Annotated in this window: 17 protein-coding genes; 9 read left to right on the top strand and 8 right to left on the bottom strand. The window is 40.6% G+C overall.

Annotation, left to right across the window (positions count from 1 at the left end):
- Positions 1–2: 2 nt before the first annotated feature.
- The 8 genes from I2I04_RS10570 to I2I04_RS10605 all read right to left on the bottom strand — a co-directional run bounded on the left by I2I04_RS10570 (position 3) and on the right by I2I04_RS10605 (position 16274).
- The gene (locus I2I04_RS10570) at positions 3–2687 is read right to left on the bottom strand and encodes a hypothetical protein (protein ID WP_195654993.1); all 2685 of its coding nucleotides are present in this window, start codon (positions 2685–2687) and stop codon (positions 3–5) included.
- Between the two features lie 23 nt (positions 2688–2710).
- The gene (locus I2I04_RS10575) at positions 2711–3724 is read right to left on the bottom strand and encodes a PKD domain-containing protein (protein WP_195654994.1); all 1014 of its coding nucleotides are present in this window, start codon (positions 3722–3724) and stop codon (positions 2711–2713) included.
- Positions 3725–3743: 19 nt separating this feature from the next.
- A complete protein-coding gene (locus I2I04_RS10580; RefSeq protein ID WP_143258117.1) occupies positions 3744–5399 on the bottom strand; it encodes a RagB/SusD family nutrient uptake outer membrane protein in 1656 nt (551 codons plus the stop codon).
- A 14-nt stretch (positions 5400–5413) separates the two neighbouring features.
- Positions 5414–8554: a SusC/RagA family TonB-linked outer membrane protein gene (locus tag I2I04_RS10585; RefSeq protein ID WP_223225822.1), complete on the bottom strand. Its 3141-nt coding sequence runs from the start codon at positions 8552–8554 to the stop codon at positions 5414–5416.
- Positions 8555–8596: 42 nt separating this feature from the next.
- Positions 8597–10420: a glycoside hydrolase family 2 protein gene (locus I2I04_RS10590; protein ID WP_223225821.1), complete on the bottom strand. Its 1824-nt coding sequence runs from the start codon at positions 10418–10420 to the stop codon at positions 8597–8599.
- An 11-nt stretch (positions 10421–10431) separates the two neighbouring features.
- Positions 10432–12465, bottom strand: coding sequence for a glycoside hydrolase family 2 protein (locus I2I04_RS10595; protein WP_195654995.1), 2034 nt, complete (start codon positions 12463–12465; stop codon positions 10432–10434).
- A gap of 23 nt (positions 12466–12488) precedes the next feature.
- A complete protein-coding gene (locus I2I04_RS10600; RefSeq protein ID WP_195654996.1) occupies positions 12489–13268 on the bottom strand; it encodes a family 16 glycosylhydrolase in 780 nt (259 codons plus the stop codon).
- A 183-nt stretch (positions 13269–13451) separates the two neighbouring features.
- On the bottom strand, positions 13452–16274 hold the full coding sequence (locus I2I04_RS10605; protein WP_143258114.1) for a hypothetical protein: 2823 nt from the start codon (positions 16272–16274) through the stop codon (positions 13452–13454).
- A 175-nt stretch (positions 16275–16449) separates the two neighbouring features.
- Here I2I04_RS10605 and miaA point away from each other — a divergent pair, with 175 nt between their 5' ends.
- The 9 genes from miaA to I2I04_RS10650 all read left to right on the top strand — a co-directional run bounded on the left by miaA (position 16450) and on the right by I2I04_RS10650 (position 26691).
- Positions 16450–17370: a tRNA (adenosine(37)-N6)-dimethylallyltransferase MiaA gene (gene miaA / locus I2I04_RS10610; RefSeq protein ID WP_143258113.1), complete on the top strand. Its 921-nt coding sequence runs from the start codon at positions 16450–16452 to the stop codon at positions 17368–17370.
- 57 nt (positions 17371–17427) lie between these two features.
- The gene (locus tag I2I04_RS10615) at positions 17428–18354 is read left to right on the top strand and encodes a diacylglycerol/lipid kinase family protein (RefSeq protein WP_143258112.1); all 927 of its coding nucleotides are present in this window, start codon (positions 17428–17430) and stop codon (positions 18352–18354) included.
- Positions 18355–18470: 116 nt separating this feature from the next.
- Complete coding sequence (gene kdsA, locus I2I04_RS10620; protein WP_143258111.1) at positions 18471–19271, top strand: 3-deoxy-8-phosphooctulonate synthase; 801 nt, start codon at positions 18471–18473, stop codon at positions 19269–19271.
- Positions 19272–19352: 81 nt separating this feature from the next.
- A complete protein-coding gene (locus tag I2I04_RS10625; protein ID WP_143258110.1) occupies positions 19353–22190 on the top strand; it encodes a M16 family metallopeptidase in 2838 nt (945 codons plus the stop codon).
- Positions 22191–22214: 24 nt separating this feature from the next.
- Complete coding sequence (locus I2I04_RS10630; protein ID WP_185911624.1) at positions 22215–23708, top strand: DUF5687 family protein; 1494 nt, start codon at positions 22215–22217, stop codon at positions 23706–23708.
- A gap of 38 nt (positions 23709–23746) precedes the next feature.
- Positions 23747–24454, top strand: coding sequence for an ABC transporter ATP-binding protein (locus I2I04_RS10635; protein ID WP_009039683.1), 708 nt, complete (start codon positions 23747–23749; stop codon positions 24452–24454).
- 25 nt (positions 24455–24479) lie between these two features.
- Entirely contained in the window at positions 24480–25103 is a 624-nt protein-coding gene (locus I2I04_RS10640; RefSeq protein WP_195654997.1) for a C40 family peptidase, read from the top strand.
- A gap of 26 nt (positions 25104–25129) precedes the next feature.
- On the top strand, positions 25130–26014 hold the full coding sequence (locus I2I04_RS10645; protein WP_195471756.1) for a TraB/GumN family protein: 885 nt from the start codon (positions 25130–25132) through the stop codon (positions 26012–26014).
- Positions 26015–26052: 38 nt separating this feature from the next.
- Positions 26053–26691 carry an HAD-IA family hydrolase gene (locus I2I04_RS10650; RefSeq protein WP_143258108.1) on the top strand — a complete coding sequence of 213 codons (639 nt, stop codon included), beginning with the start codon at positions 26053–26055 and terminating at the stop codon, positions 26689–26691.
- The last annotated feature ends 103 nt before the right edge of the window (positions 26692–26794 follow it).

A 26794-nucleotide genomic window follows, 5' to 3' on the forward strand; every position in this document is an offset into this window, starting at 1 on the left:
TCTCATTTACGTTTATAACCAACATTCTTAAGAGACAGTTTTCCATCTTTCCATTCCCAAACAGTCATATCAAAACCTAATGATTCATACCATGACTGGTTTATCTGACTCGAGGTCACTTTTCCACCGTCCAAGCCTGCCTCATCATCAGTTGCGGAAGAACTGACATCTTCATTGTTTCCGTCGATAAGTGTAACATTACATACCCAGTTGTTAGCCAAAGGAGCACCCGGATTGCTGCTCACAGTTGCAGGATTGATAGCAGAAATGCGCTGTACCTTAGCACCTTTTATTGTAGCAGACTCTACCACACAGCCGTTGGTGGTTCCGTTATTCTGATAGTTTCCATTAATTCCGGAAATAGCCTTACCAGTTCCAACGATTCCGGATATTTCAGCATTACGAACAATACAGTTAGTAGCATACTTTTTATTAGTACCACATACGCCTGCTGCATTTCCGTTAGAGCCGATTACCGTATTGCTTACCGAGGCATTTTCAACCAAACAGTTTCGCACATTAACTCCTACTCCGGCAATACCTCCGACATCATTTCCACTCTTTACGGTTCCGGTAAACATACACTCTTCAATCTTCATGTTATCGTTATTGTTGGCTCCGAAAATTCCCCCAACACCATTAGCACCGGAAGTAGTAGCGGTAATTGTCATTGAAGAAAGACATCCCTTTATCAAGTCCGGTCCTTCACCACGCCCAACAATACCGGCGATACGTGTTTTAGAAGCGGTGACAGTCAAAGTTCCTTCCGATGTACAATTACGTACTATGGCACCACTCCCCGTACCTTTGTTACGACCGGCAATTCCTCCAACCATACCGCAAATGGCTGTCATATCCAAATTTACATAACAGTTTTCAATAACGCCCTGCGCAATATTATCTCCAACAATACCACCCAGCAGATCACCTGTATGCGTACTAGCTATTTTACCAGATACTTCTATATCACGAATTGTTCCTTGATTAATTCCAGCTATTGTTCCGAAAGATTGTGTGGTGGTAATATTTACATCTACAAATTTAAGGTCGTGGATAATACCCTTATTTGTTTTCACAAATCCGGAATTAGCAGTTGTTGCGTTTATCTTCAACCCTGTTACAGTATATCCCTTGCCATCCAAATCGCCTGTAAATTCTCCTAACACAGTCCATTCATCAGCCAACTGAATATCATTCTGCAAAGCAATATAACTTGAAGGAGCGTTTGTCATCATAGTTGCCAACTGTTCCCCGTCCGCCACAATATACGGTGAAGTTTCAGAACCGTCTCCACCTTCATTCATCTTCTTCGAAGCAATCGTTATTGTTTTCGCCAATGATACGACATTCGCACCACTTCCGGTCTGAGCCAGTTTCAGTTCAACAGTAATATCACCTGTTTCAAAACCACCCTTACTAATATCAGCAGTTATTTTTCCATTTGAGGCATTGTAGGAAATATCCGCATTAGTCTCATTTGTCAATACATTCACAGATATATCCATTGGAAGAGCATCAAGTAATTCACTGGCGAACGTATCCCCTATAGTGATATTTATCAACGTGGGAAATTTCTTGCCAATTGTCAGAATACGCTCGTCTTTCTCATCACCGGAAGCAACCAATACGGCAAGATTATTTTCTCCTTTGACAAGTACCTCGTCCGCATTACAGTTCTCCAAAGGCACAGCACTGCTGGCAGCCACTCCGGCAACGATAGTACGTCCTGTTACTTCTCCGCCAAAATTCAGATTCTTCACTTCTGCACCAGTGCCTACAACTCCAAAGAAAGCTTGTGAATCACTTGACGGTGCATTGATATGATAAATAATCTTATGATTATCTCCATTCAAAATTCCAACGAACGGTGCTTCGGTCGTTCCTACCGGTGTCCAGTTTGCTTCTATCTCTATATCATCCGTAAGGATAAACACTTTATCCAAACCGAACTTCAATTTGTTCAATCCGTCGGCATCAGATATTTTATAAGGAGATTCCGCCGTGCCCTCTCCTTCTGCAAAAGCATTTACACTGATTTCCTTCACAACCGGAGTACGTGCTCCGAATGAAGCGGTAATCTCCAATGTTCCCGATAACAATTCGGCAGTAGGAGTCAATACAAGAACACCTTGTCCGGTATTCAAATCCTGTGTAATCTTTACTGTTAGTCCCGGAATATCAGATGCTGTCACCGCAGCCATAGTAGGTACCACAGTAAATGGAATCTCAACCATCGACTTCATATTGACAACCGGTTCGGTCTCCATTTGGAATTCGATACTTCCGGAAGGATCTGTGTCTTCAAAGATTACAACAGACACCGTCGTCTCGTATTTATTACCCATATATTCTACCAATACAGGTAAATACATCATTCCCAACTGAACGGGAATACCAGTGATTGATAATTTCACTGTTCCCGTTTTACCTTCCAAAGGTAAAGTTACCTTCTCAATACAAATTCCATTTACCTCTTCCGAACTGAAAGTGGCCGTTCCGCCTACGGCGTTCACATAAGAGATAGATGCCCGACAATTGGAGAGCAATGCGGCTCCCTGCACAAAACTTCCTTCCACGCTATTATGCTCGGTATCCAGCGCAAAGGATATATATTGGTTATCCTCATCCTTGCTACACCCTGCCAGCAGAATAATTCCCAGCAGATATAATAGTATCTTATTTTTCATATCTATCATTTTTTATAGGTTAATTAATTGGCAGGCTCTGTTGCCGCTTCCGGATCAATCCAGCCCTTGCGTATCATCACAATCTGACGAGTGGCACCATCCAGACAACTCTTCCAGACAACCATCTTATCATCCGTTATCGACTTTATCTGATAGGAAGCACTCCAGTCTGTAAAATAGAAGAGAAAACCACCATTGCCATCTGCCGTTTTAGGTAATACAAGCGAATAATTACCGGCACCATCTTTTACAATTGTCCATGTCATTTTTTCAGGGGGAGTGCATTGGACAAGATAATCACCACAACCTCCGGGATATATAGCGGAAATCTTATCCGCCCGAGTGGTTCTCCAAGCAGGATCTTTGACTAACAAAGAATAGAGCCCCGCACCAGCATCCGAATTACCAGCTGAAATAGGATTGGAGGCAGCACAACAAGAACCATTGTTCTTATAAATAAAAGCCGGCCCGTCCTTATCTGTCAACTTGAAAGTGATCTCATCATCATACATACCACCACCGGTTTTATTGTTTGCACGATTCAGATGTCCGGCTATTTGAGCTGCCCAATCACCATTCCCACCTTTCTGGGGATTTTTAATCAGATGTCCCGGAAGCAAAGAATCAACAACCCAAATTTTTCCGGCTTCATTATTAATTCCGCCCGTCAACTTTTCATAAATAGGATCACTCAATAAATCATAATTACTCTTTATCACAGGAAGGGTAATAGAAACCGGATTAGTCTGTCCTCCTTGTCCAAAGGCTTTCAATGTTATCGAATAATTGCCGGGGAAAGGATATTCTCCTTCCACGGAACTTACTCCGTTGGCAACAGCTCCATTACCTAAATCCCAAAATCCGATTACATCGGCAGGAGTAGTCTTGAAGGTATATGTGTTAGGTCGCTCTCCCGGAATAACAATAATCTTCAAATCCTGAATAGGTTCCTCCAAGCCCATCCGGTCGTCCGGAGAGCAGCTGCTAAAAAATGGTATGACAGCTAAGGCAATATATACATATTTATTTCTTATCATAGTTTTTCTTCTTTAATAGTTAATATCCCGGATTCTGTTTTAATGACCCTTTCGACTGAGTTATATCATATTGAGGGATTGGGAATAATCCGGCTCTTTCCTTGTTGTATGTCACTTTAAATTCATTCAACTCTCCATTAGTCAATGTTCTTTCCGCATAATCCTGACCACGACGGAGAATATCCCAATACCGATGTCCTTCCAAAGACAACTCATATATGCGTTCTTTATCAATCAAATCTAATGTTAACTGATTTTGAGAAATAGTTACACTTCCTACTCCCATCGCTCTCTCACGTACTCGCTTATAATAACTCAGTGCTTTCGCCTTATCTCCATAAAGTAACTCCAGTTCTGCTCCCATCAACAGTACATCTGCAAAACGAATCATCGGATAATTGTTGCGGTAATTCAACTCTCTTGAACCGCCATAACGTCCATTATTCGCAGTGAGGGGAGTAAATTTACGATTGAAATATCCAGTATTCTGGAATCCCTTAGTATACTTTAGACCTTCTCCGTCATTATCACCGACTTTAGTTTCTGCATTGATAAATGTTGCATAACGTCTCGGATCAGCAGGATCAAAACGATCAAACAAAACTTTACTTACCGGAGCAAAAGACCATCCGGCAGCATATGCTCCTCCAACATCACGCATCCCCCAAAGTATGATGGCTTGGTTGCCCAAACAGCCTTGACGGTTCTTCCAATCACCCCATTTAGACAAATCGGTATATTGTATTTCAAAAACTCCTTCTATATTATTCTTATTAGCTACCGCAAACAAAGGAGATGCCTTAGCCGCATCAATTTGTGCCCTGTCATAAGCGCCCGCCATCAGGTCATGCCCACTGTTTTCTATTACATCTTCTACATAACCAATCATCTCCTGTGAACTAACTCCCGGCAACTGATTCTGATTGTAGTATCCGGTATAATATAACCAAACCCTCGCCAACAACGATTGAGCGGCTGCTTTAGTAACTCGTCCTTTATCCGCCGCATCCAACTGCATAGAAGATACCGGAAGACTATATTCCCCCTGTGAATTCTTTGCATTGATAGCTGTTACCAAATCTTCCGCAATCTGTGAGTAAATCACTTCCGGAGCCACCTGCTGTTGCGCATAGTCGGCAGGAGTCAGCGGAGTCAAAATCAAAGGCACATTTCCATACAAACGAACCAAGTCAAAATAATAATTAGCACGTAAGAATAATGCTTCTGCCTTATAGCGGGTACGCAAATCTTCATCGGCAAATTTAATCTGGTCAATCTTCACCAACAACTGATTCGCACGATAGATTCCTGTAAAATATTTACTCCACAGAGCTTCGGGAGCAGGATCGCTGACACGAATATCAAAGCGATCAATACGTACCGTAGCTGGTATATCATTTGCATTCGCTCCACCCGCATAACAAGCGTCACCCAAAATTTCGCTAACCAGTTCGAAAGCGCAGTTCTGCGGACTACCGGACGCTGTACTAGGAGCACTCCAAGACAATATATTATAGGCAGAAGTCAAAGCCTGAAAAGCATCCTTCTGATCACGGTAGAAATTACCCGTCACTTGCTTCATTGGAGGTTCTAAATCCAGTAAATCGCCACATGCCGTTGTCACTCCCAACGTCAGAGCCAATATCGATATTTTAAATATATTATTTTTCTTCATAATCGTATCCTTTATCAGAATGTAACATTAATACCAAAAGAAATCGTTCTCGGATGTGGATATACTCCACTATCTACACCTGTGCTCATTACTCCGCCACCAATCTCCGGATCATATCCGTCATATTTGGTGAATGTAAACAGATTGTTGACTGAAGCATAGACACGAAGACTTTCGATGTAGTAATTCTTCAATCGTTTCGTTGTATATCCCAACATAATGTTCCTTATCCTAAAGTAGTCTCCGTCTTTTACATGGAAATCCGACGGTTTCGTCCAAGAACCATTATTATCTTCGGTAGTTACTCTCGGAATCGTATTTGATGTGCCTTCACCATGCCAACGCCCTAAAGCCCAAGACGGATAATTGGATGCAGGCAAATCCATTCGACGAAGTACACTGAAAATCTTATTGCCAACTGTTCCACTAGTGTTTATTGTCAAATCGAACCCTCTATACTCCAGGTTGAGATTGAAACCATACGTAAAATCAGGATATGGATTACCCAAATTCTGACGGTCGTCATCGGTAATCTGCCCGTCACCATTAGTATCCTGAAAACGGAAATCTCCCGGTTTAGCATCCGGTTGAATCAATTGTTTTGTCCCATCCTCATTCACATGAACATACGCATTTACTTCATCTTGATTCTGGAAAATACCTAACGTCCGATATCCCCAGAAATAAGCCAATGGATGCCCTTCTTCCATCCGAGTGATCGTTCCTACCATCCCCTGCATTGATGTGCCGGTCACTACCTTTGTATCCGTACCCACATAAGTTACTTCATTTTTATTATAAGCCATATTACCGCTTACGGTCATATTCAGTTTACCTATTTTCTTCTTATAGCTTACAAATGCTTCAAAACCTTCATTGCGTACCGCACCCGCATTCGTTGTCGGGAAAGAGTTACCCAAAAACAACGGAGTAGGAGTAGTTAACAACAAATCTTTTGTGTTTTTACGGTAATAATCCAGATTTACAGTCAAACTGCCAAATAGGACGGCATCTATACCAATATTGGTTTGTTCAATCGTTTCCCATTTCAAATCAGGGCTTTCCACTTTAGTGGGAGCTGCACCTGTAGATATAGATTGTCCATCCACCTGACTTCCAAATATATATCCAATTCCATAAGTCGATATTGTGGACATGTATTGAAAATCACCAATACGTTCATTACCATTGCGTCCCCAACTTGCACGCAGTTTCAAGGCATCCAGCCACTTCACTCCCGACATAAAACGCTCATTCATCAAATTCCATCCGACAGATACCGAAGGAAACGTACCAAACCGGTTATTGGGACCGAAACGTGAAGATCCGTCCCGACGGATGGTAAATGTCATCATATAACGATCGTCATACGAATAATTGGCACGACCAAAATATGAAAGTAAGCGATGCGGATCATCCATACCTCCTGAAGCTCCTTGGGATGAAGAAGTTGCCATACTCACCCATGCATATTTCGGATCATCTATAATCAAATCATTACGGCTACCGGAAACACGCGTACCGGATTCATCTATATAACTAGTACCGATCAAAGCCGAAACATTATGCAATCCATAAACATGTCCCCAATTCAACACGTTCTCATAATTCATAGACCAGTTATTTGACATACTTTGATTAGCTCCATTATGTTCTGTATTTCCAGTAGTGGAATTCAACCGATATAAAGGGGTATAACCATAAGAAACATTCCATGTCCGCTCCGTTCCGATAGAAAAGCGATACTTAAAATCTTTCAGAAAGCTGATTTCAGCGAAAGCCGACCCTATCAATTTAAAATAATTAGAGTTTCCGTGTGAAAAATAGATTCGGGCAACCGGGTTAACAATCTCTTGAGATACATATTTCGACGAACCAAATCCACCATAAAGTGGGTCGTCGTTTTTAGAATCATAGACCGGAGTTAATGGATCCATATTCAATGCACTTACTAATGGACCGGCAGTCAAGCTATTTTGGGTAATAGACTGTCTATCTACTTTAGAAATAGATACGTTCTCGCCAATTTTCAAATGCCCGTCAAAGAAACGACGTTCAGAATTCAAGTTAACAGTAATACGTTTAAAATTTGACTTTCCCTTAGCTAGAATACCATCCTGATTGAAATAAGAAGCGGAAGTCAGGAAAGAACCGTTTTTATCTCCGCCAGAAAGAGAAACTTGTGCCTGCATAGTAGGAGCATTGCGATAAAGCACGGCTTCTTGCCAATCGGTACCTTTATTATACTTAGCTATTTGCTCATTTGTAAAAGGCAATGGCTGTCCGCCATTCTGTGCCGCTTCATTTTGCAAAATACAGTATTCTTTCGCATTCAAAACATCTATTTTTCTAGCTATATTTTGGATGCCATAAGAGAAATTGGCAGTAACCGAGGTTTTACCTTCACTTCCTTTCTTTGTAGTTACAAGGATTACACCATTACCACCACGAGCTCCATAAATAGCTGATGATGCGGCATCCTTCAGTACTTCAATAGATTCAATATCCGCAGGATTCAAGTATTCAATATCCCCTACAGCCATTCCATCAACTATATAGATAGGCTGTGCCGTACCATTCGTCCCGACACCGCGAATACGAATGGAAGTTGAAGTTCCCGGCTGCCCGCTATTAGATATAATCTGCACTCCCGGAGTTTTTCCTTGTAGAGCATCGTCGGCACGCATGATACCAGTCATTTCCAGTTCACTTCCCTTGACGGAAGCAATAGCACCTGTCACCAAACTCTTTTTCTGTACACCATATCCAACTACTACGACTTCATCCAACGCCATCGCATCTTCTTTCAATTTTATATTCAATTGACTTCCGGATGCAGTCAGTTCTTGCTGTGAATATCCTATATAAGAAACAATAATGACCGGATTTTTAGCCGTAACCATCAACGTAAACTGACCGTCTATGTCTGTTATTGTTCCTGTAGTAGTTCCTTTCACTTTCACATTCACGCCTATTAACGGATCACCGGTTTTGTCATCCACCACCTGACCGGTAATTTTTCGCACTTGTTGCTGGACATTCTGTATAGCCAACATCTCTGCCTTGTTTACCTGTTCTCCCATGGTCTGTTGCAATGGTAACACAGCCAGCAACAGAGAGAAAGAGCACGAACATACATACGATACTTTTTTCATAATACTACTTTTGGTTATTTAATCAAAGAAAATACATACTTACTACTTATTTCTATACCACTCCTGAAGTATATAGAAAGCCTTCTTTTTCTGCCCACGATTAGATATCAACCCTTTCCGATTAAATCCATCCTGAATCTGTGGAAGCAATCGCCTCGGAGAACGGAAGTCCATCAATATCCAAGGAGAAATACCTGCTACCGGCGGCATCCGTTCATCAATCATTTTCAACGTTTTTTTATAAAGTTCCTCCTGATACTCTTCGGTCCAAATCTGCGTTTTATCACCGTGATAACCGGCAACAGCACCTCCACCCATTTCGCTAAATATCAAAGGCTTTTCATAATCTACCTCCCAACGTACACGATCAATTTTTTCATTCAACCCATCATACCATCCTAAATATTGGTTACAAGAAATTATATCTACATATTCACTCATCTTATCCTGAATGGAAAGTACCGTAGCCGATTTATCCGAACGTTCCATCGCCATACTTAATAAACGTGAGTTATCCTTTTCACGAGCTGCTTTTGCCAAATTAGACAAGAACCGGTCACGGGCATCTCCATGAGGTGTTTCATTGGCTATTGACCAAATAATAACCGCCGCCCGGTTCTGATCCCTCTCAATCATTTCCATTAATTGGTTGTGGGCATTCTGATAGGTATCCTCGTTTTCCCATTGAATAGTCCAGTAAACCGGAATCTCTGACCAAACCATTAACCCCATCTTTTCGGCCAAACGAACCATCTTTTCATTGTGAGGGTAATGTGCCAATCTGACATAATTGCATCCAAGCTCTTTTGCCCAGTTCAACAGTGTCAGATCTTCCTCTTCCGAACAAATACGGCCGGAGCGGAAAGGAGCTTCCTCATGAATACTGATTCCTTTCAGAAATACCGGTTTGCCATTGAGCAGAATCTGACGTCCTTTTGTCTCAATTGTACGGAAACCTATTTCATCTACTACTTTGTCAGTATTTGTACTCAAAGACACTTGATACAAATAAGGTTTTTCCGTGCTCCATAAGATTGGTTTTGCCTTTATTTCAAAAAAAGCGTATCCGTTAGCATCTGTAATCAGTTCCTTCTTTATTTTCAGTTCAGGAATTTCCAATTGTACTTTTTCAGAAGTTGCTGTTCCGTTTATCTTCACATAACCGGACAATGTGTCTTTACTGCCTTTCTTAAGCTGTATATAATAACTGTTGATATATGTCTGCGGAACTTCCACCAGCATAACATCACGTGTTATTCCACCGAAATTAAACCAGTCACAATTCAATGTCGGCACTCCTTCAGCAGTACGTTTATTATCAACTTTCACTACCACGAAGTTTTCTCCATCTTTTATTTGTTCGGTCACTTCCATATTGAAGGGTGTGTATCCACCGATATGTTCACCGACTTTTGTACCGTTCAAATAAACTTTTGCTTCATAATTCACTGCTCCCAAATAAAGAAAAACTCTATTATCCGCTTTTTTATAAAGAAATTTATGCTTAAACCACATCGTTCCCTCATAAAAAAAGAAACGGTCTTCCCATGTATTCCAGTCTCCCGGAATTGCCATTACTGGTGCTGAATCAAAATCATATTCCTTGTAAGCTGTAATGTTATCCACTAGCGGATCTTTGAAGAACCCGTTAGGATCGGGCGTACGGCGATAATTATAATATCCCACCTCCAACTGGTCTAACAAATAGTTCCAAGTACCATTCAATGAAATCGTTTTCCTCCCATATACATTCTGGATAAGAGGAGTCAATTTCGAATTACTTTGTGCAGACACAGTCTGCCCCAAAGGAAATAGCACCCACAGTAAGGATGCGACCACCCAGGTCATTTTTAAATGTTCTCTCATAGCATTCTATTTTATTTTTCAGATAAATAATACCAAACAACTTTATCTTCAAGCTGCTTATCTTCCTGATAAGCATAAGCTTCTACATTATTTACTCCGGATTTTAAAGTGATTTTCCCGGATAAGTATACATGATTTTCCCCTTTCTCTAATGGAATTTCTTTCCCATTAAGTTTCAAAACCACTCTTTCGCAATTTGAATAAAGTTTCAAGCTAGTTTCCGGTTGAGTACGATTAGTAAACCGACGCTCACAGATATACACCATTGGTTCCGGATTCCAATTGACTTTATAAAAATAATAGGCATCTTTTTTTATTTGCCTGTCATGAGTAATTAAACCTTTATCATTGATTCCAGGTTGGTTTCCTTCATTACGACTATCTGAAGCAAAATCATAGGCTGCCCATATGGAAGTGCTCCATAAGTAAGGACGTTGCTGTATAGCTTTCAAATACCCTTCATGAAAATAGGTCTGATAAGCTTCCGGATGCCAGTGTCCATCAATATCAGGTTTCCCTTTTCCTTCCTGATGTTGATATGGATGTGCTCCTGCCCCATATTCGCTAAAACCAATACAGCGTTGTGGATATTTCTGATGAAGTTTATCAGCAAATGTACCTATCTCTTCCACAGTATTATAATACCATCCATCATAACGATTATTGGAGTAAACATCAGTTATGAAATTTGTTGGTCTTTCTGAAAACATAGCAGCTAATGTACTAAGTCGGGTCGGATCTTCCTGATGTACCAATTTATTCAGTCTTTCAATCAACGGAACCGGATTGGGACCTTTCCTATAATTTATTTCATTAGAAACTCCCCATACTACTATTGAAGGATGATTATACAACTGCCGAATCAAACTTTTCAACCCGGTTTCACAGTTTATGGCAAACTCCTCCGTATCCTTTATCTTGTTTATTACCGGAGTCTCTGTCCAACAAACAATCCCTAATGAGTCCAAATAACGATAGGTGAAATCTCCATGTTGATAGTGAGATAAACGAATATAGTTACTACCCATGGCAACAATTCTATCAATATCCTCTTTGCGTTCGGTATCGCTAACCGCATTCCCTTTATCTCTTCTCTCTTCATGTAGCGATACTCCCCGCAAAGGATATGAATGTCCGTTTAGAATGAATCCTTTCTCCGGATCAATGGAATAATAACGTATTCCCAAAGGAACAGTATAGTTATCCATTACTCTTGTTCCAACCATCACATTGACTTCCACAATATATAAATAAGGATCCTTCTTCCCATTCCACAAATGAGGATTATCTATTTGGCAAGTGTTTGTTACGGATGTTGTAGTCTCTGGAAGAATCATTACTTCCTGCTTGCCCTCCTTCAATATCTCTCCATTCCGTTCTTTTATAATGAAAGATACTATTGCCTTTTGCTTTTTCTTATCAGTATTACGAACTTTTGCGATAAAAGAGAGTTTGGCTTCTGTATCTGTCACCACATCTTGACGAATATATACACCGTTCGAGCCATAATCTTCAGTAGTGAAATGTACCTTATCTTTCTTTATTAATTCCAAGCCACGGATTAATCCCCCGAAAAAGGTAAAATCAGCAGAAAGAGGAGGTATAGCCAAATTTTCAGCATTGCTTACTTTCACCAATAATAGATTGGATGCACCATAACGGACAAATGGAGTAATATCAAAAGCAAAAGCTGTGTATCCGCCAAAGTGTGTGCCAACAGATACTCCATTTAAAAATACTTCTGTTGCATAATTAGCTGCCCCAAAACGTAAATAAAGGCATTTATTACGATCATTTTTATCTATCTTCAAGTTGTGCATATACCAACCCGTCCCCCGGTAATAATTATCTCCACCGTCCTGTCCATCTTGTCCGTTCCAAGTATGAGGGAGGGTTATGTCTGTCCAATCTACTTTTTGAGATGTCGAAGAAATATCTATATTGTCTTTAGTAAACTTCCAGTTATCATTTATAGGAAATCGCTGCGAGTTAGCATAACTTAATAACCAACAACATGAGATCAAAATAGTATAAATTAGTTTCATAGTATTCAGTATATTCAATTAGTTTATTTTGAGTACACACGTACCCAATCGATGATAAAATCCTGTGGAAATATGGAATTATCAATTCCCATTTTTCCTCCCCAATTTCCGCCTACGGCCAAATTGAATAAAATATAATGTGGTTTGTCAAAAGGCCAGTTTTTAGGTGTTTTCTTTTCAGGTGCATATACATAGAAAGGTTTTGACGGATCATCAATATAAAACTCTATCTTGTTTTTATCCCAATTGATTCCATAAGTATGAAATCCCTTCTCCAATCCTTTTACTTCCAGATGTTTTTTATTGATAGTACCACCATGACTGGAACGTGTATGTAATGCTGAATGAACCACTCCCGGTTGATAACCTACATACTCCATTATATCAATCTCTCCTCCATCCGGCCATCCGCCCTCCGCCCCTAACATCCAAAAGGCTGGCCATATTCCCATACCTGTAGCCAGTTTCATCCGGGCTTCAATACGTCCATACAAGAAGGAATGTTTGTTTTTTGTAGAAATACGGGAAGAAGTATAATCTCCTCTCTTTTTGTTATCGCCTACTTTCTTAGCAGTAATAACTAGTTTTCCTTTCTTGAAAGAGAGATTATCCGGAGTATAATTTTGAAGTTCATTATTTCCCCATCCGTCGTTTTGTGAACCATATCCGGAAGCAACAGTCCAGTTTGTTTGATCTAATTGCTTCGAATTAAATTCATCACTCCATATTAACTGATGCTGACCATAAAGAGAGGTGAATTGAAACAACAACAGGCAAATTGCATTTAAAAGAATTTTTCTCATACTATTACTTTTTTTGGTTGATGCAAATATAGAAGGCTCTAAATTCCTACCCAAAATTTAAAGCCCTACAAACACTATACAACCTTAAAAAAGTAAATTACCTACCCCCCTACAAGTCCTCACACACAAACACACAAACCGCTATATTTCAAATAGATAAATATAACAAAATCCCCCTACAAATCATTTATCTACAAATGATTTTAATGTTGCTATAATTTCAGTCAGATAATAGGGTAAAGCCACCGATTCATCTAACTCCAGTTTTTTTCTTAAACGGTACTTAGCCATTTCTACAGAAGAGGAAGAGACATTCATCAAAGAAGCTATTTCTTTCGTACTCAAATTCATGCGAATATAAGCACATAATCTCAAATCACTATTAGTTAACTTGGGATGTTTTTCTGTTAGTCGATCAAAGAATCCATTACATGTATTATTAAAATGTTCAACAAAATTATCCCATCCGCTCTGATCGTTTAATTGCCGTTCAATCTCCTTTACCAAACGTTGCACCTGCTGTTTTGTAGCAGGAGACTGACTTATATCAATTTCCTGTACGGCCTCCTTTATCTTTTTAAGGAATGTATTATTCTGAACCCCCAGCATAGTGATACTCATCAACTTACTATTCTTATTACCTAGTTCTTCCTGAAGACAATTCAATTGATAACGTTCCATTTCCTCCTTCCGTTTTCTCTCTTCATTTAAACGTATTTCTTCTTCCTTTTTTCTTGTCTGGATTAATACAGCTCTATATATAAGAAATATTATACCTATAACGAGCAACCCATAAAGTAAATAAGCATAAACAGTGGCGTACCATGGTGAAGCAACATGCAGCATGATACTATTCACATCCGAATAAATCCCATATCCATTACTATTCCTGACTTCTAACGTAAAATCACCAGGATGAAGATACGACAACTGAATATAACCACCGGAAGAGATTTCCCACTTATCCCCACGCTCTACAATACGATATTCCAACTGCTGTTCCCTATTCAGAGAAGTCAACCATAGCCGCACCATATTGATATGAGCAGGAATAAAAAGATTCCCTTCGTTCAAACTTAACAACTGATTTTCAGACTCTCCCACGATTTCTGCTTTCCTGATACAGGGCATCTTCATCGGAGGTTGCCCGTTCAATGCAGTAATATTCATTATTCCCAATCCATTCTCCAAACCAATAGCATAAATACTATCTTCCAACTGGATTACTTTACGAAAACCCTTTGGTATGAATTCATCTTTCATACGGGCGAATAATCCTGAATTCACCATCACTTTATTGTAATTCTTTTGCAAAAGACAAACGCCTTCTTCATTTATTTGCCAGAAACGATCATCAAACGCCTGAACCTTTAACGCATTTCGATTAATCGTTTCCAATAAAGTTGCATAATATTCATCTGGTTGAAGGGTATTATTCAATTCATTGTATTTATATACTCCTCCTTCATTATTTAGAAAAATAATATCGGTCCCCACTTTGACCAAAAACGCACGCTTCGATTTTGTCATCGGTACAGCATATATTTCAGATTCGGTGATAGTAGTGTAAGCATGATCAAAACGAAGTCGCATATAATCTTTTCTTGAGTGAGCAATCCATAAGTTTCCATCTTTATCAAATGCACAATTTTGCACCAAATCACCATAACCGGATATATTGTTTTGAAACGTCAGTTTACCATCATTCAGTTTATAAAGAGAAAGCCCTACATAGTTTCCACTTATGTAATAACCTGGACGAGAAGGGACTGGAACTAAAGTATAAACTCCACTATGTTTTATTTCACGGAATGTACCATTGGAGACACTGAATAGACCTTTATTATGTGCGACAATGACTTCACTTCCTATATTATACAAATTCCAGACTTGTCCTTTGGATTGAGGTAATAATACAAAACTAACCTCTTCCTCTCTCTTATTTATCTGAAAAAGTCCTTTGTTAGTTCCTACATACAACTGATCCCTCTGATTCACAGCGCAATATACATATCCTATATTTTCTTTGGGATCAAGTAATAAAGATTCTTCCTTAACACTTTCCTCAATCATCATTATTCCTCCGTTCAACCCTAACCAGATATCTCCTTTATTATTTACCCCAACACTTAATACTGTATTCTTCAGTCCCAACTGCTCTCCTACTTTCGAAAGGATATTTCCCCGCTCATCTATTCTGTAAAAGCCCGTATTACCAGTACCGACCAAATAATCATTCCCCAAACGACTCATAGACGTGATCCTCATATCCGCCTCATAAGGGATATGTTTCTCAATATTTCCTTTGCTATCCAGCAACAATGCCCCCTTCTCTGAACTAAAAAGGCGAAGTTTTCCACTGCTAGTTAAAGCCATATAAACCAAATAGAAATTTTCCAATTGATCTGTAACGACTCGTTTTTCATATCCATCCAATTGATAGAGATAGTTACTCTGCTGCAAATAAACTTTATTACCAACAATAAACAAAAAATGAAACCTCATTCCATCATCTGCCAGTGGAGTGATCTTACCTGTTTTTGCATCGTAGACCAGAAGAGATAAAGGAGACTCAAAATAAACCAAATGACTTCCAGGCACTTTGGCTATTTTCCAAAACTCTTGAGTTGGAGAATTTGGAGAATTCTCATATAAAAGTGTGTACTGTAGATTACCGTATTCATCGTATCTCCAATATCCAAACTCATTCACTCCCCCACTATACGTTATCTTACTCTCCTCATCATAAAATACATTTCTCATAATACATTCACTCGGAGTCACATATTTCTCCCATCGAACCCCATCATAAAGTACAATTCCCTCATTAGTTGCAAAATAAACATCATCTCTTTCTCCTTTAGAGATACCCCACACCTGTGCATCACTTTTATATTCAGAAGGTGTATAAAAGCGAACAGGTTTACTGATTACTTCATCTATAGAAATTGGGTATAACTTTGTACACCAGAAAAATAAAAAGAATAGAGAATAAAATCTTATCATATAATCAGATTTAAAATCCGGTTAAACACATCTTGACTTGCCTTAACAAAAACAAAAATACTCATTCCAACCCTTTTCTGCAAATTTCCAGAACTCTTATCTTGATAAAAAAGCCTCTGAATACCCGACAGGTTAAAATTATTTCGTAATTTTGCGGATATAAAAGAATGAAGCTATGCCGGACTATGATTTAATCGCCATACTCGGACCTACAGCCTCGGGTAAAACTCCCTTTGCCGCTGCCTTGGCCTACGAACTCAACACAGAAATTATCAGTGCCGATTCCCGACAGATATATCGTGGAATGGATCTCGGTACAGGGAAAGACTTGGTGGATTATACAGTAAACGGACGTACAATCCCCTATCATTTAATCGATATTGCAGATCCCGGATATAAATATAATGTATTCGAATATCAACGCGATTTCCTGATTTCTTACGAAGCAATCAAACAAAAAGGCTGTCTCCCCGTTGTATGTGGAGGGACAGGTATGTATCTGGAATCCGTACTAAAAGGATATAAGCTGATGCCCGTACCGGAAAACCCTGAATTACGTGCTCGTTTGGCAAATCATTCGCTCGAAGAGTTGACAGAAATATTAGGCCGGTACAAAACATTGCACAATTCCACTGATGTAGATACCGTAAAACGTGCTATCCGTGCGATAGAGATTGAAGAATATTATGCTGTCCATCCGGTTCCCGAACGGGAATTTCCGAAATTGAACAGCCTCATCATCGGAGTGGATATTGACCGGGAACTTCGTCGTGAAAAGATCACCCGACGATTGAAACAACGGTTGGACGAAGGAATGATAGACGAAGTGCGGCGATTGATCGAACAAGGAATTGCGCCGGATGATTTAATCTATTATGGGTTGGAATATAAATACCTGACATTATATGTTATTGGTAAACTAACCTATGAAGAGATGTTCAACGGTCTGGAAATTGCGATCCATCAGTTTGCCAAACGGCAAATGACCTGGTTTCGCGGCATGGAAAGAAGAGGATTTACCATCCATTGGATGAATGCGGAACTGCCGATGGAAGAAAAGATAGCTTTTGTAAAAGCGAAACTGGAAGGGAATTAGTATCTTTGTCAATTATTATAGTGCGATTTTTAATACACAGTAGGATAGATAACAAATATGAGTGTAGAACCAAAAAAATGGGGAGTGATTTACAACCCGAAAGCGGGTACCCGAAAGGTAAAAAAGCGCTGGAAAGAAATTAAGGAATACATGGACAGCAAAGGCGTGGACTATGACTATGTACAATCCGAAGGTTTCGGTTCGGTGGAACGTCTCGCCAAGATTTTAGCCAACAATGGTTATCGCACGATTGTCATTGTGGGCGGTGATGGCGCATTGAATGACGCCATCAATGGCATTATGCTATCCGATGCCGAAGATAAAGAGAACATCGCCCTCGGCATGATTCCGAATGGAATCGGAAACGACTTTGCCAAATATTGGGGACTCGGCACGGAATACAAACCGGCTGTCGATTGTATCATCAACCACCGGCTGAAGAAAATAGATGTAGGTTACTGCAATTTCTATGACGGAAAAGAACATCAACGCCGCTACTTCCTCAATGCTGTTAATATCGGACTGGGGGCACGAATCGTTAAAATCACCGATCAGACCAAACGTTTCTGGGGAGTGAAATTCCTTTCCTACGTTGCCGCTCTGTTTTCTCTTATATTTGAACGGAAACTATACAGAATGCACCTCCGCATTAATGACGAACATATCCGCGGACGCATCATGACGGTATGCATAGGCAGTGCCTGGGGATGGGGACAGACGCCTAGTGCCGTTCCCTATAACGGATGGCTGGATGTCTCCGTTATCTACCGCCCGGAATTCCTGCAAATCATTTCCGGACTATGGATGCTGATTCAGGGAAGAATCCTGAATCATAAGGTAGTGAAAAGCTACCGGACAAAGAAAGTGAAAGTACTACGGGCACAAAATGCAGCTGTGGATTTGGACGGGCGGTTGTTGCCCAGACATTTTCCGCTGGAAGTAGGGGTACTTTCGGAAAAGACAACGCTTATTATTCCAAATTGATAATTTCAGGCATGGATGACGCGGATGACACGGTTTTTAGTAAATCTGAATCTGCAAAGCAGTATAGTCCGCGCAATCCATGCCTGAAAAATAAACTTATAATTAGATTAAGAAAAATGATAGAACTTAAGAACAATCCTGCCGGTAATTTCTTTCTACTGGCGGGTCCATGTGTAATAGAAGGTGAAGAGATGGCAATGCGCATTGCCGAACGAGTAGTAAAGATCACCGAAACTCTGCAAATTCCCTATGTATTCAAAGGCTCTTACCGCAAGGCAAACCGCTCACGCCTGGATTCATTTACAGGTATCGGTGACGAAAAAGCACTCAAAATATTAAGAAAGGTACATGAGACTTTCGGAGTGCCCACCGTGACGGATATTCACACCGCAGATGAAGCTGCAATGGCAGCCGAATATGTAGACGTACTTCAAATCCCGGCTTTCCTTTGCCGCCAGACCGATTTGTTGGTTGCAGCGGCAAAAACCGGAAAGACAATCAATATCAAGAAAGGACAGTTCCTTTCTCCGTTGGCGATGCAGTTTGCTGCCGACAAAGTGGTGGAAGCCGGAAACAAGAATGTGATGCTCACCGAACGTGGGACGACTTTCGGCTATCAGGATCTTGTGGTAGACTATCGTGGCATCCCTGAAATGCAATCATTCGGTTATCCGGTTATCCTGGATGTGACCCATTCCTTGCAGCAGCCTAACCAGACCAGTGGAGTAACTGGTGGAATGCCGCAACTGATAGAGACCGTAGCCAAAGCTGGTATTGCCGTGGGGGCTGACGGAATATTCATCGAGACACATGAGAATCCTGCGGTAGCTAAAAGTGACGGTGCCAATATGCTAAAGTTAGACCTTCTGGAAGGGCTGTTAACGAAGTTAGTCAGGATACGGGAAGCCATAAAATAACTCTTTTCCCTGTCTATTTGTGATTTACAACCAAACAAAACGACAAATAACAAAGAAATATTTATTTAAACTAAATAGAACATGAAACATTTATTACGTGGATTATTTATTGCAGTCCTTTTTATATGCTGCAATTTCCAGCTCGTACTTGCACAACCCATGCAAGAACTGCCTGTGGACAAAAACGTCCGCATCGGTAAACTGGACAACGGGCTTACCTATTACATTCGGCACAATGCACTTCCTGAAAAACGTGTAGAATTCTACATTGCACAGAAAGTAGGTTCCATCCTTGAAGAACCGCAACAACGTGGCTTGGCTCACTTCCTGGAACACATGGCTTTCAATGGAACCAAACATTTCCCGGGTGATGAAACCGGACTCGGTATCGTGCCCTGGTGTGAAACAAAAGGTATCAAGTTCGGAACGAATCTGAACGCATATACCAGTGTCGACCAGACGGTATATAATATCAGCAACGTACCAACTGAAAACATCAATGTGGTAGACTCTTGCCTACTTATCCTTCATGACTGGTCGAACGCCATCAATCTTGCTGACAAGGAAATAGACAAAGAACGTGGTGTAATCCGTGAAGAATGGAGAAGCCGCAACAGCGGTATGCTTCGTATCATGACCAATGCACAGTCTACAATGTATCCGGACTCTAAATATTCAGATTGTATGCCTATCGGAAGCATTGATGTTATCAACAACTTCCCTTATCAGGATATCCGCGATTATTATGCCAAATGGTACCGTCCGGACCTGCAAGGTATCGTTATTGTAGGCGACATCAACGTAGATGAAATTGAAGCCAAACTTAAAAAAGTATTCGCAGACGTAAAAGCTCCGGTAAATCCGGCCGAACGTATCTACTATCCGGTAGCAGACAATCAGGAACCGCTTATCTATATCGGTACTGACAAAGAAGTGAAAAATCCGTCTATCAACATCTTCTTCAAACAAGATGCTACCCCGGATTCTTTGAAGAACACCATCGCTTATTACGCAACGAGCTACATGGTCAGCATGGCTATGAATATGCTGAACAACCGTTTGAACGAACTTCGCCAGACTGCTAATCCGCCTTTCACAAGTGCCGGTGCAGAATATGGAAACTATTTCCTTGCCAAGACTAAAGAAGCATTCAGTATCAGCGCAAGCAGCAAAATCGACGGAATCGATTTAGCTACGAAAACGATTTTGGAAGAAGCTGAACGTGCACGCCGCTTCGGATTTACGCCAACAGAATATGACCGCGCACGCGCCAACTATCTGCAAGCCGTAGAGTCTGCTTACAATGAACGCGAAAAAACCAAAAGCGGCTCTTATGTCAACGAATACGTTAACAACTTCCTTGATAAAGAACCGATTCCGGGAATCGAAGTTGAATATACGCTTTTGAACAAATTGGCTCCGAATATTCCGGTAGAAGCTGTTAACCAGATAATGCAACAACTGATTACTGATAATAACCAGGTAGTTCTGTTGGCCGGTCCGGAAAAAGAAGGAGTGAAATATCCTACTAAAGAAGAGATTACCGCTCTGCTGAAACAAATGAAGTCATTTGACTTGAAGCCTTATGAAGACAAAGTCTCTAACGAGCCGCTTATCTCGGAAGAGCTGAAAGGTGGCAAAATTGTTTCTGAAAAAGCCGGAGACATTTATGGTACGACTAAGTTAGTGCTTTCCAACGGCGTAACTGTGTATGTGAAGCCTACTGATTTCAAAGCTGACCAAATTGTTATGAAAGGGGTAAGTTTCGGTGGTACGAGCATATTCCCGAACGAAGAGATTATCAATATTGCTCAATTAAACGGAGTAGCCTTGGTGGGTGGTATCGGTAATTTCAGCAAGGTTGACTTGGGTAAAGCTCTTGCCGGCAAACGCGCAAACGTGGCTGCCGGTATCGGTAATACAACAGAAACGGTTTCCGGTAGCTGTGCACCGAAAGATTTTGAGACAATGATGCAGCTCACTTATCTGACTTTCACTTCTCCACGCAAGGACAATGAAGCATTCGAATCTTACAAGAATCGCTTGAAAGCCGAACTTCAAAATGCAGATGCCAACCCGATGACTGCTTTCAGTGACACTGTTACAAGTGTATTATATGGTCATCATCCACGTGCTATCAGAATGAAAGAAAATATGGTAGACCAGATCAACTACGACCGTATTCTCGAAATGTACAAAGACCGCTACAAAGACGCAAGCGACTTTACTTTCTACCTGGTGGGAAATGTAGACTTGGCAACGATGAAACCGTTGATCGCCAAATATTTGGGTAGTCTTCCATCTATCAACCGTAAAGAGACTTTCAAAGACAATCACATGGATATCCGCAAAGGACAGATCAAGAATGTATTCGCTAAAGCACAGGAAACTCCGATGGCTACCATCATGTTCCTTTATAGCGGTAGTTGCAAATATGACTTGCGCAACAATGTCCTGCTTAGCTTCTTAGATCAGGCTTTGGATATGGTCTACACAGCGGAAATCCGTGAAAAAGAAGGTGGTACATACGGCGTTAGCTGTAACGGCAGCCTGGGTAAATATCCGAAAGAAGAACTTGTTCTTCAAATCGTATTCCAGACTGATCCTGCCAAGAAAGACCAACTGTCCACTATCGTTGTAGAGCAGCTCCACAAAATGGCAAAAGAAGGTCCGTCTGCCGAACATATGCAGAAGATCAAAGAATATATGCTGAAGAAGTATAAAGACGCCCAAAAAGAGAATGGCTACTGGCTCAATAACATGGACGAATACTTCTACACCGGTATCGATAATACAAAAGACTATGAAAAGTTGGTCAACAGCATCACAGCAAAAGAAGTACAGGACTTCCTTGCCAAGTTGCTGAAACAGAACAACGAAATTCAAGTCATTATGACTATGCCGGAAGAAAACAAATAAATATTTCTCTAGTATATCTACTGAATGATGATATTCAACGAACTACGTAAACATGGAAGGCTCGCCGCCAAACGGCATCCGATGTATGAGAAGAACAAAGTTGCTAAAATACTCGGTTATGTCATGGGCGCATTTTGGGCCGGTTACCTGATATTCTTCGGTACTACGTTCGCGTTCGGTTTTTCAGATATGGTTCCCAACCGGGAACCATATCATGTGATGAACGCAGTGGTTCTGATCTTTATCCTAGCACTGGACTTCCTGTTGCGTGTTCCGTTACAAAAAACACCGACACAGGAGGTAAAACCTTACCTCCTGTTGCCGGTTAAACGAATTCGTGTCATCGACTTTTTACTAATCCGCTCGGGACTAAGTCTGTTCAACCTGTTCTGGTTGTTTCTGTTTGTCCCTTTTTCCTTCATCACTATTACCAAGTTTTTCGGTATTTCCGGTGTTATCACCTATCTTATCGGTATCTTATTATTAATTATTGCCAACAATTACTGGTACTTGCTTTGCCGCACTCTTATTAACGAACGCATTTGGTGGATTCTATTACCTATCGCTTTCTACGGTGGAATAGGCTGCCTTCTTTTTATTCCCGAAGATAGTCCGCTCTTCTATTTCTTCATGGATCTGGGAGATGGATATATACAGGGAAACATTTTCTATTTTCTCGGCACCATACTTGTGATTGCCCTTTTATGGCTGATTAATCGCAAGATCATGTCCGGGCTTATTTATGCAGAGCTAGCCAAAGTAGATGATACCCAAATTAAACACGTCTCCGAATATAAATTCTTCGAACGCTACGGAGAAGTGGGCGAATATATGAGACTGGAACTAAAAATGCTCTTACGCAACCGCCGCTGTAAAGGTGCACTACGCAATATCTCTATCGTAATTGTAGCTTTCTCCGTTGCACTTAGCTTTTCCAGTGTCTATGACGGTAATTTCATGACCTCTTTTATTTGTGTGTATAACTTTGCCGTATTCGGAATGATTATCCTTTCACAGATTATGTCATTCGAAGGTAACTACATTGATGGTCTGATGTCTCGCAAAGAATCGATTATGAGTTTGCTGAAAGCTAAATATTACACATACAGTATCGGTGAGGTTATACCTTTCATACTGATGATCCCCGCTATCATCATGAACAAGCTAACCTTACTGGGTGCTTTTGCCTGGTTTTTCTATACCATTGGCTTTATCTATTTCTGCTTCTTCCAACTGGCTGTTTACAACAAACAGACAGTACCTTTGAATGAAAAAGTGACAAGCCGACAAAACAATAGCGCCATACAGATGGTGGTCAATTTCGGTGCTTTCGGCGTACCGCTTATCTTATACAGCTTATTAAATGCACTTTTAGGAGAAACAATCACTTACACAATCCTGTTAGTGATTGGTCTCGGATTTACTCTGACCTCTCCTTTATGGATAAAAAATGTATATCATCGCTTCATGAAACGGCGGTACGAAAATATGGAAGGTTTCAGAGACAGCCGCCAATAAACGTTCATGAATCATTAACTATATAAACATTGAAGATCATGATTACCATTGATAAACTTAAAAAGAATTTCGGTGAAAAGGTTGCCGTAGACATAGAACATTACGAAATCAATCAAGGCGACATGCTCGGATTGGTGGGTAACAATGGTGCCGGTAAAACAACTCTTTTCCGATTGATGTTGGATCTGCTAAAAGCAGACGATGGAAAAGTGATTATTAATGATATTGATGTCAGCCAAAGTGAAGATTGGAAAAGCATTACAGGTGCTTTCATCGATGATGGCTTCCTGATTGATTATCTCACACCGGAAGAATATTTCTATTTCATCGGAAAAATGTATGGACTCAAGAAAGAAGAAGTAGACGAACGCCTTGTCCCTTTCGAACGCTTTATGAGTGGAGAAGTGATCGGACATAAAAAACTAATTCGCAACTACTCTGCCGGTAACAAGCAAAAGATCGGAATTATCTCCGCCATGCTTCATTATCCGCAATTATTAATTCTGGATGAACCGTTCAATTTCCTCGATCCAAGTTCCCAGTCAATCATCAAACATCTGCTTAAGAAATACAATGAGGAACATCAAGCTACGGTTATCATATCCAGCCACAACCTCAATCATACCGTAGATGTATGTCCACGGATCGCTTTACTAGAACACGGTGTCATTATCCGGGATATTATCAATGAAGATAACTCCGCAGAAAAAGAACTGGAGGATTATTTTAATGTAGAAGAAGAATAAATGGTAAATAGTGAATGATAAAATAATGAATAGTAAGTATTCATCCTTGCTAAAATTATTGCATAAACTAATTATAATGAGATATATAACAGATAAGTCTGGTACCCATAAGCCTAGTATAAAGAAACCTGATAGAAAGAAGAGATACTTCCTGCAATGCATCCTTTTATTAGGACTGGTTGTCAGCCTCAGTGCCTGTCGCACTTCCGCTCCCCGACTGGACTATCAAGCATTGGCACGAGCTTCTATTTTATTAGGCGTAGATGTTAACCTGGAAGATAACCATAAGCTCTATCTTGAAGCAGCCGACTGGATAGGGGTTCCTTACCGTGGTGGGGGTGATTCTAAACGAGGAGCTGACTGTTCGGGGCTGGTTTATCAAATGTATCGAAAGGTATACCGCATTCAAGTGCCACGCAATACAGAAGACTTGAAAAAAGAAAGCAATAAGGTCGCTAAACGGAATCTTCGGGAAGGCGACCTGGTATTCTTTACCAGTAGCCGTTCAAAAAAGAAAGTAGCTCATGTGGGTATTTATCTGAAAAACGGAAAGTTCATTCATTCCAGTACCAGTAAAGGAGTTATCGTCAGCAACTTGAACGAGAGTTATTATGCCAAAAACTGGATAAGCGGAGGCAGAATACGTTAATTATCAACTTCTAATGACATAAAATTATGAAATCATTCATCGGAGCAGTTATATTTATCTGTGTGGCATTCAGTGCCAATGCACAACTTTTATGGAAAGTGTCCGGTAACGGGCTGACCCAACCTTCCTACATCATAGGCACTCATCACCTGGCACCCTTCAGCATCATGGACAGCATTGCCGGACTTCCCAAAGCGATGAATGAAACGCAACAGGTGTATGGAGAGCTGAAAATGTCTGAAATGCAGTCGCCTGCCACAATGGGAAAGATGCAAAAAGCAATGATGATCGAAAGTGATACCACACTAACCTCTCTCCTTTCTCCGGAAGACTTTGAAACTGCTAACAAATTCTGCAAAGAAAACCTGATGGTAGACTTAAATATGGCTCCGAAGCTAAAACCTGCCTTCCTTTTGAATAATGTAGTAGTAATGGCTTACGTAAAACACGTAGGAAAATTTAACCCGCAAGAGCAACTCGACACGTTCTTTCAAAGCCAAGCCACTCAAAACGGGAAAAAAGTGGACGGACTGGAAACTGCCGAATTCCAATTCAACCTGCTTTTCAACGGTAGTTCACTACAACGACAAGCGCAGCTACTCATGTGCACTCTTAATAATATAGAAGCTGAAGTAGAAAACCTGAAAAAGCTCACGAACGCTTACATGAAACAGGATTTGAACACTATGTTCAAAATCAGCGAAGAGCGCAAAGGCAATCAATGCGACGCACTTCCCAGCGAAGAAGATGCCATGATTTACAACCGTAATAAAGCATGGGCTGAAAAACTACCGGCTATTATGAAAACCGCTCCGACTTTTGTTGCGGTAGGCGCCCTGCACCTCCCCGGAGAAAAAGGATTATTAAAGTTACTAAAAAGCCAAGGATACACAGTAGAACCTGTGAAATAAGAAAAGTATTTAGTACTTTTGCGGAAAAGTTTTCCCCAATGAACTACAAAACCTATTTATTCGATTTCGACTATACATTAGCCGATTCGTCGCGTGGTATCGTTAAGTGTTTCAGAATTGTGCTTACCCGGCATCAGTATTTAACCGTTACCGATGAAGCTATCAAACGTACGATCGGCAAAACACTGGAAGAATCATTCAGTATCCTCACCGGAATTACCGACCCGAAACAGTTAGAATCTTTCCGGCAAGAATACAGACTGGAAGCTGATGTACACATGAATGCAAATACCCGTCTTTTCCCCGATACATTATCTACACTGAAAGAATTGAAGAAACGGGGTGCCCGCGTCGGAATTATCTCTACCAAGTATCGTTTCCGGATATTGAGTTATCTGGAAGAATATCTGCCAAAGGATTTTCTCGACATCGTAGTGGGAGGAGAAGATGTAAAAGCGCCGAAACCTTCACCGGAAGGGGTACTATTTGCCCTGGCACATCTCGGAAGTACGCCCGAAGAAACATTGTATATTGGAGATAGCACCGTAGATGCTGAAACAGCCCGGAATGCGGGAGTAGATTTTGCAGGCGTATTGAACGGAATGACAACAGCCGAGGAGCTTCGCATTTATCCACACAAAATCATTATGCAGAATTTGGGAGAGTTGGTTCAATAGACTACAATGAGAGTTAAAATGCTCATTTATTTGCTGTAATCATTTTATCTCTTGCAAAAAACAAAAGAAATATTTGTCGGGAACAAATAAAAATAGTACTTTT

It is taken from the genome of Bacteroides sp. 1001136B_160425_E2, assembly GCF_015559655.1.
GTDB lineage: Bacteria > Bacteroidota > Bacteroidia > Bacteroidales > Bacteroidaceae > Bacteroides > Bacteroides luhongzhouii.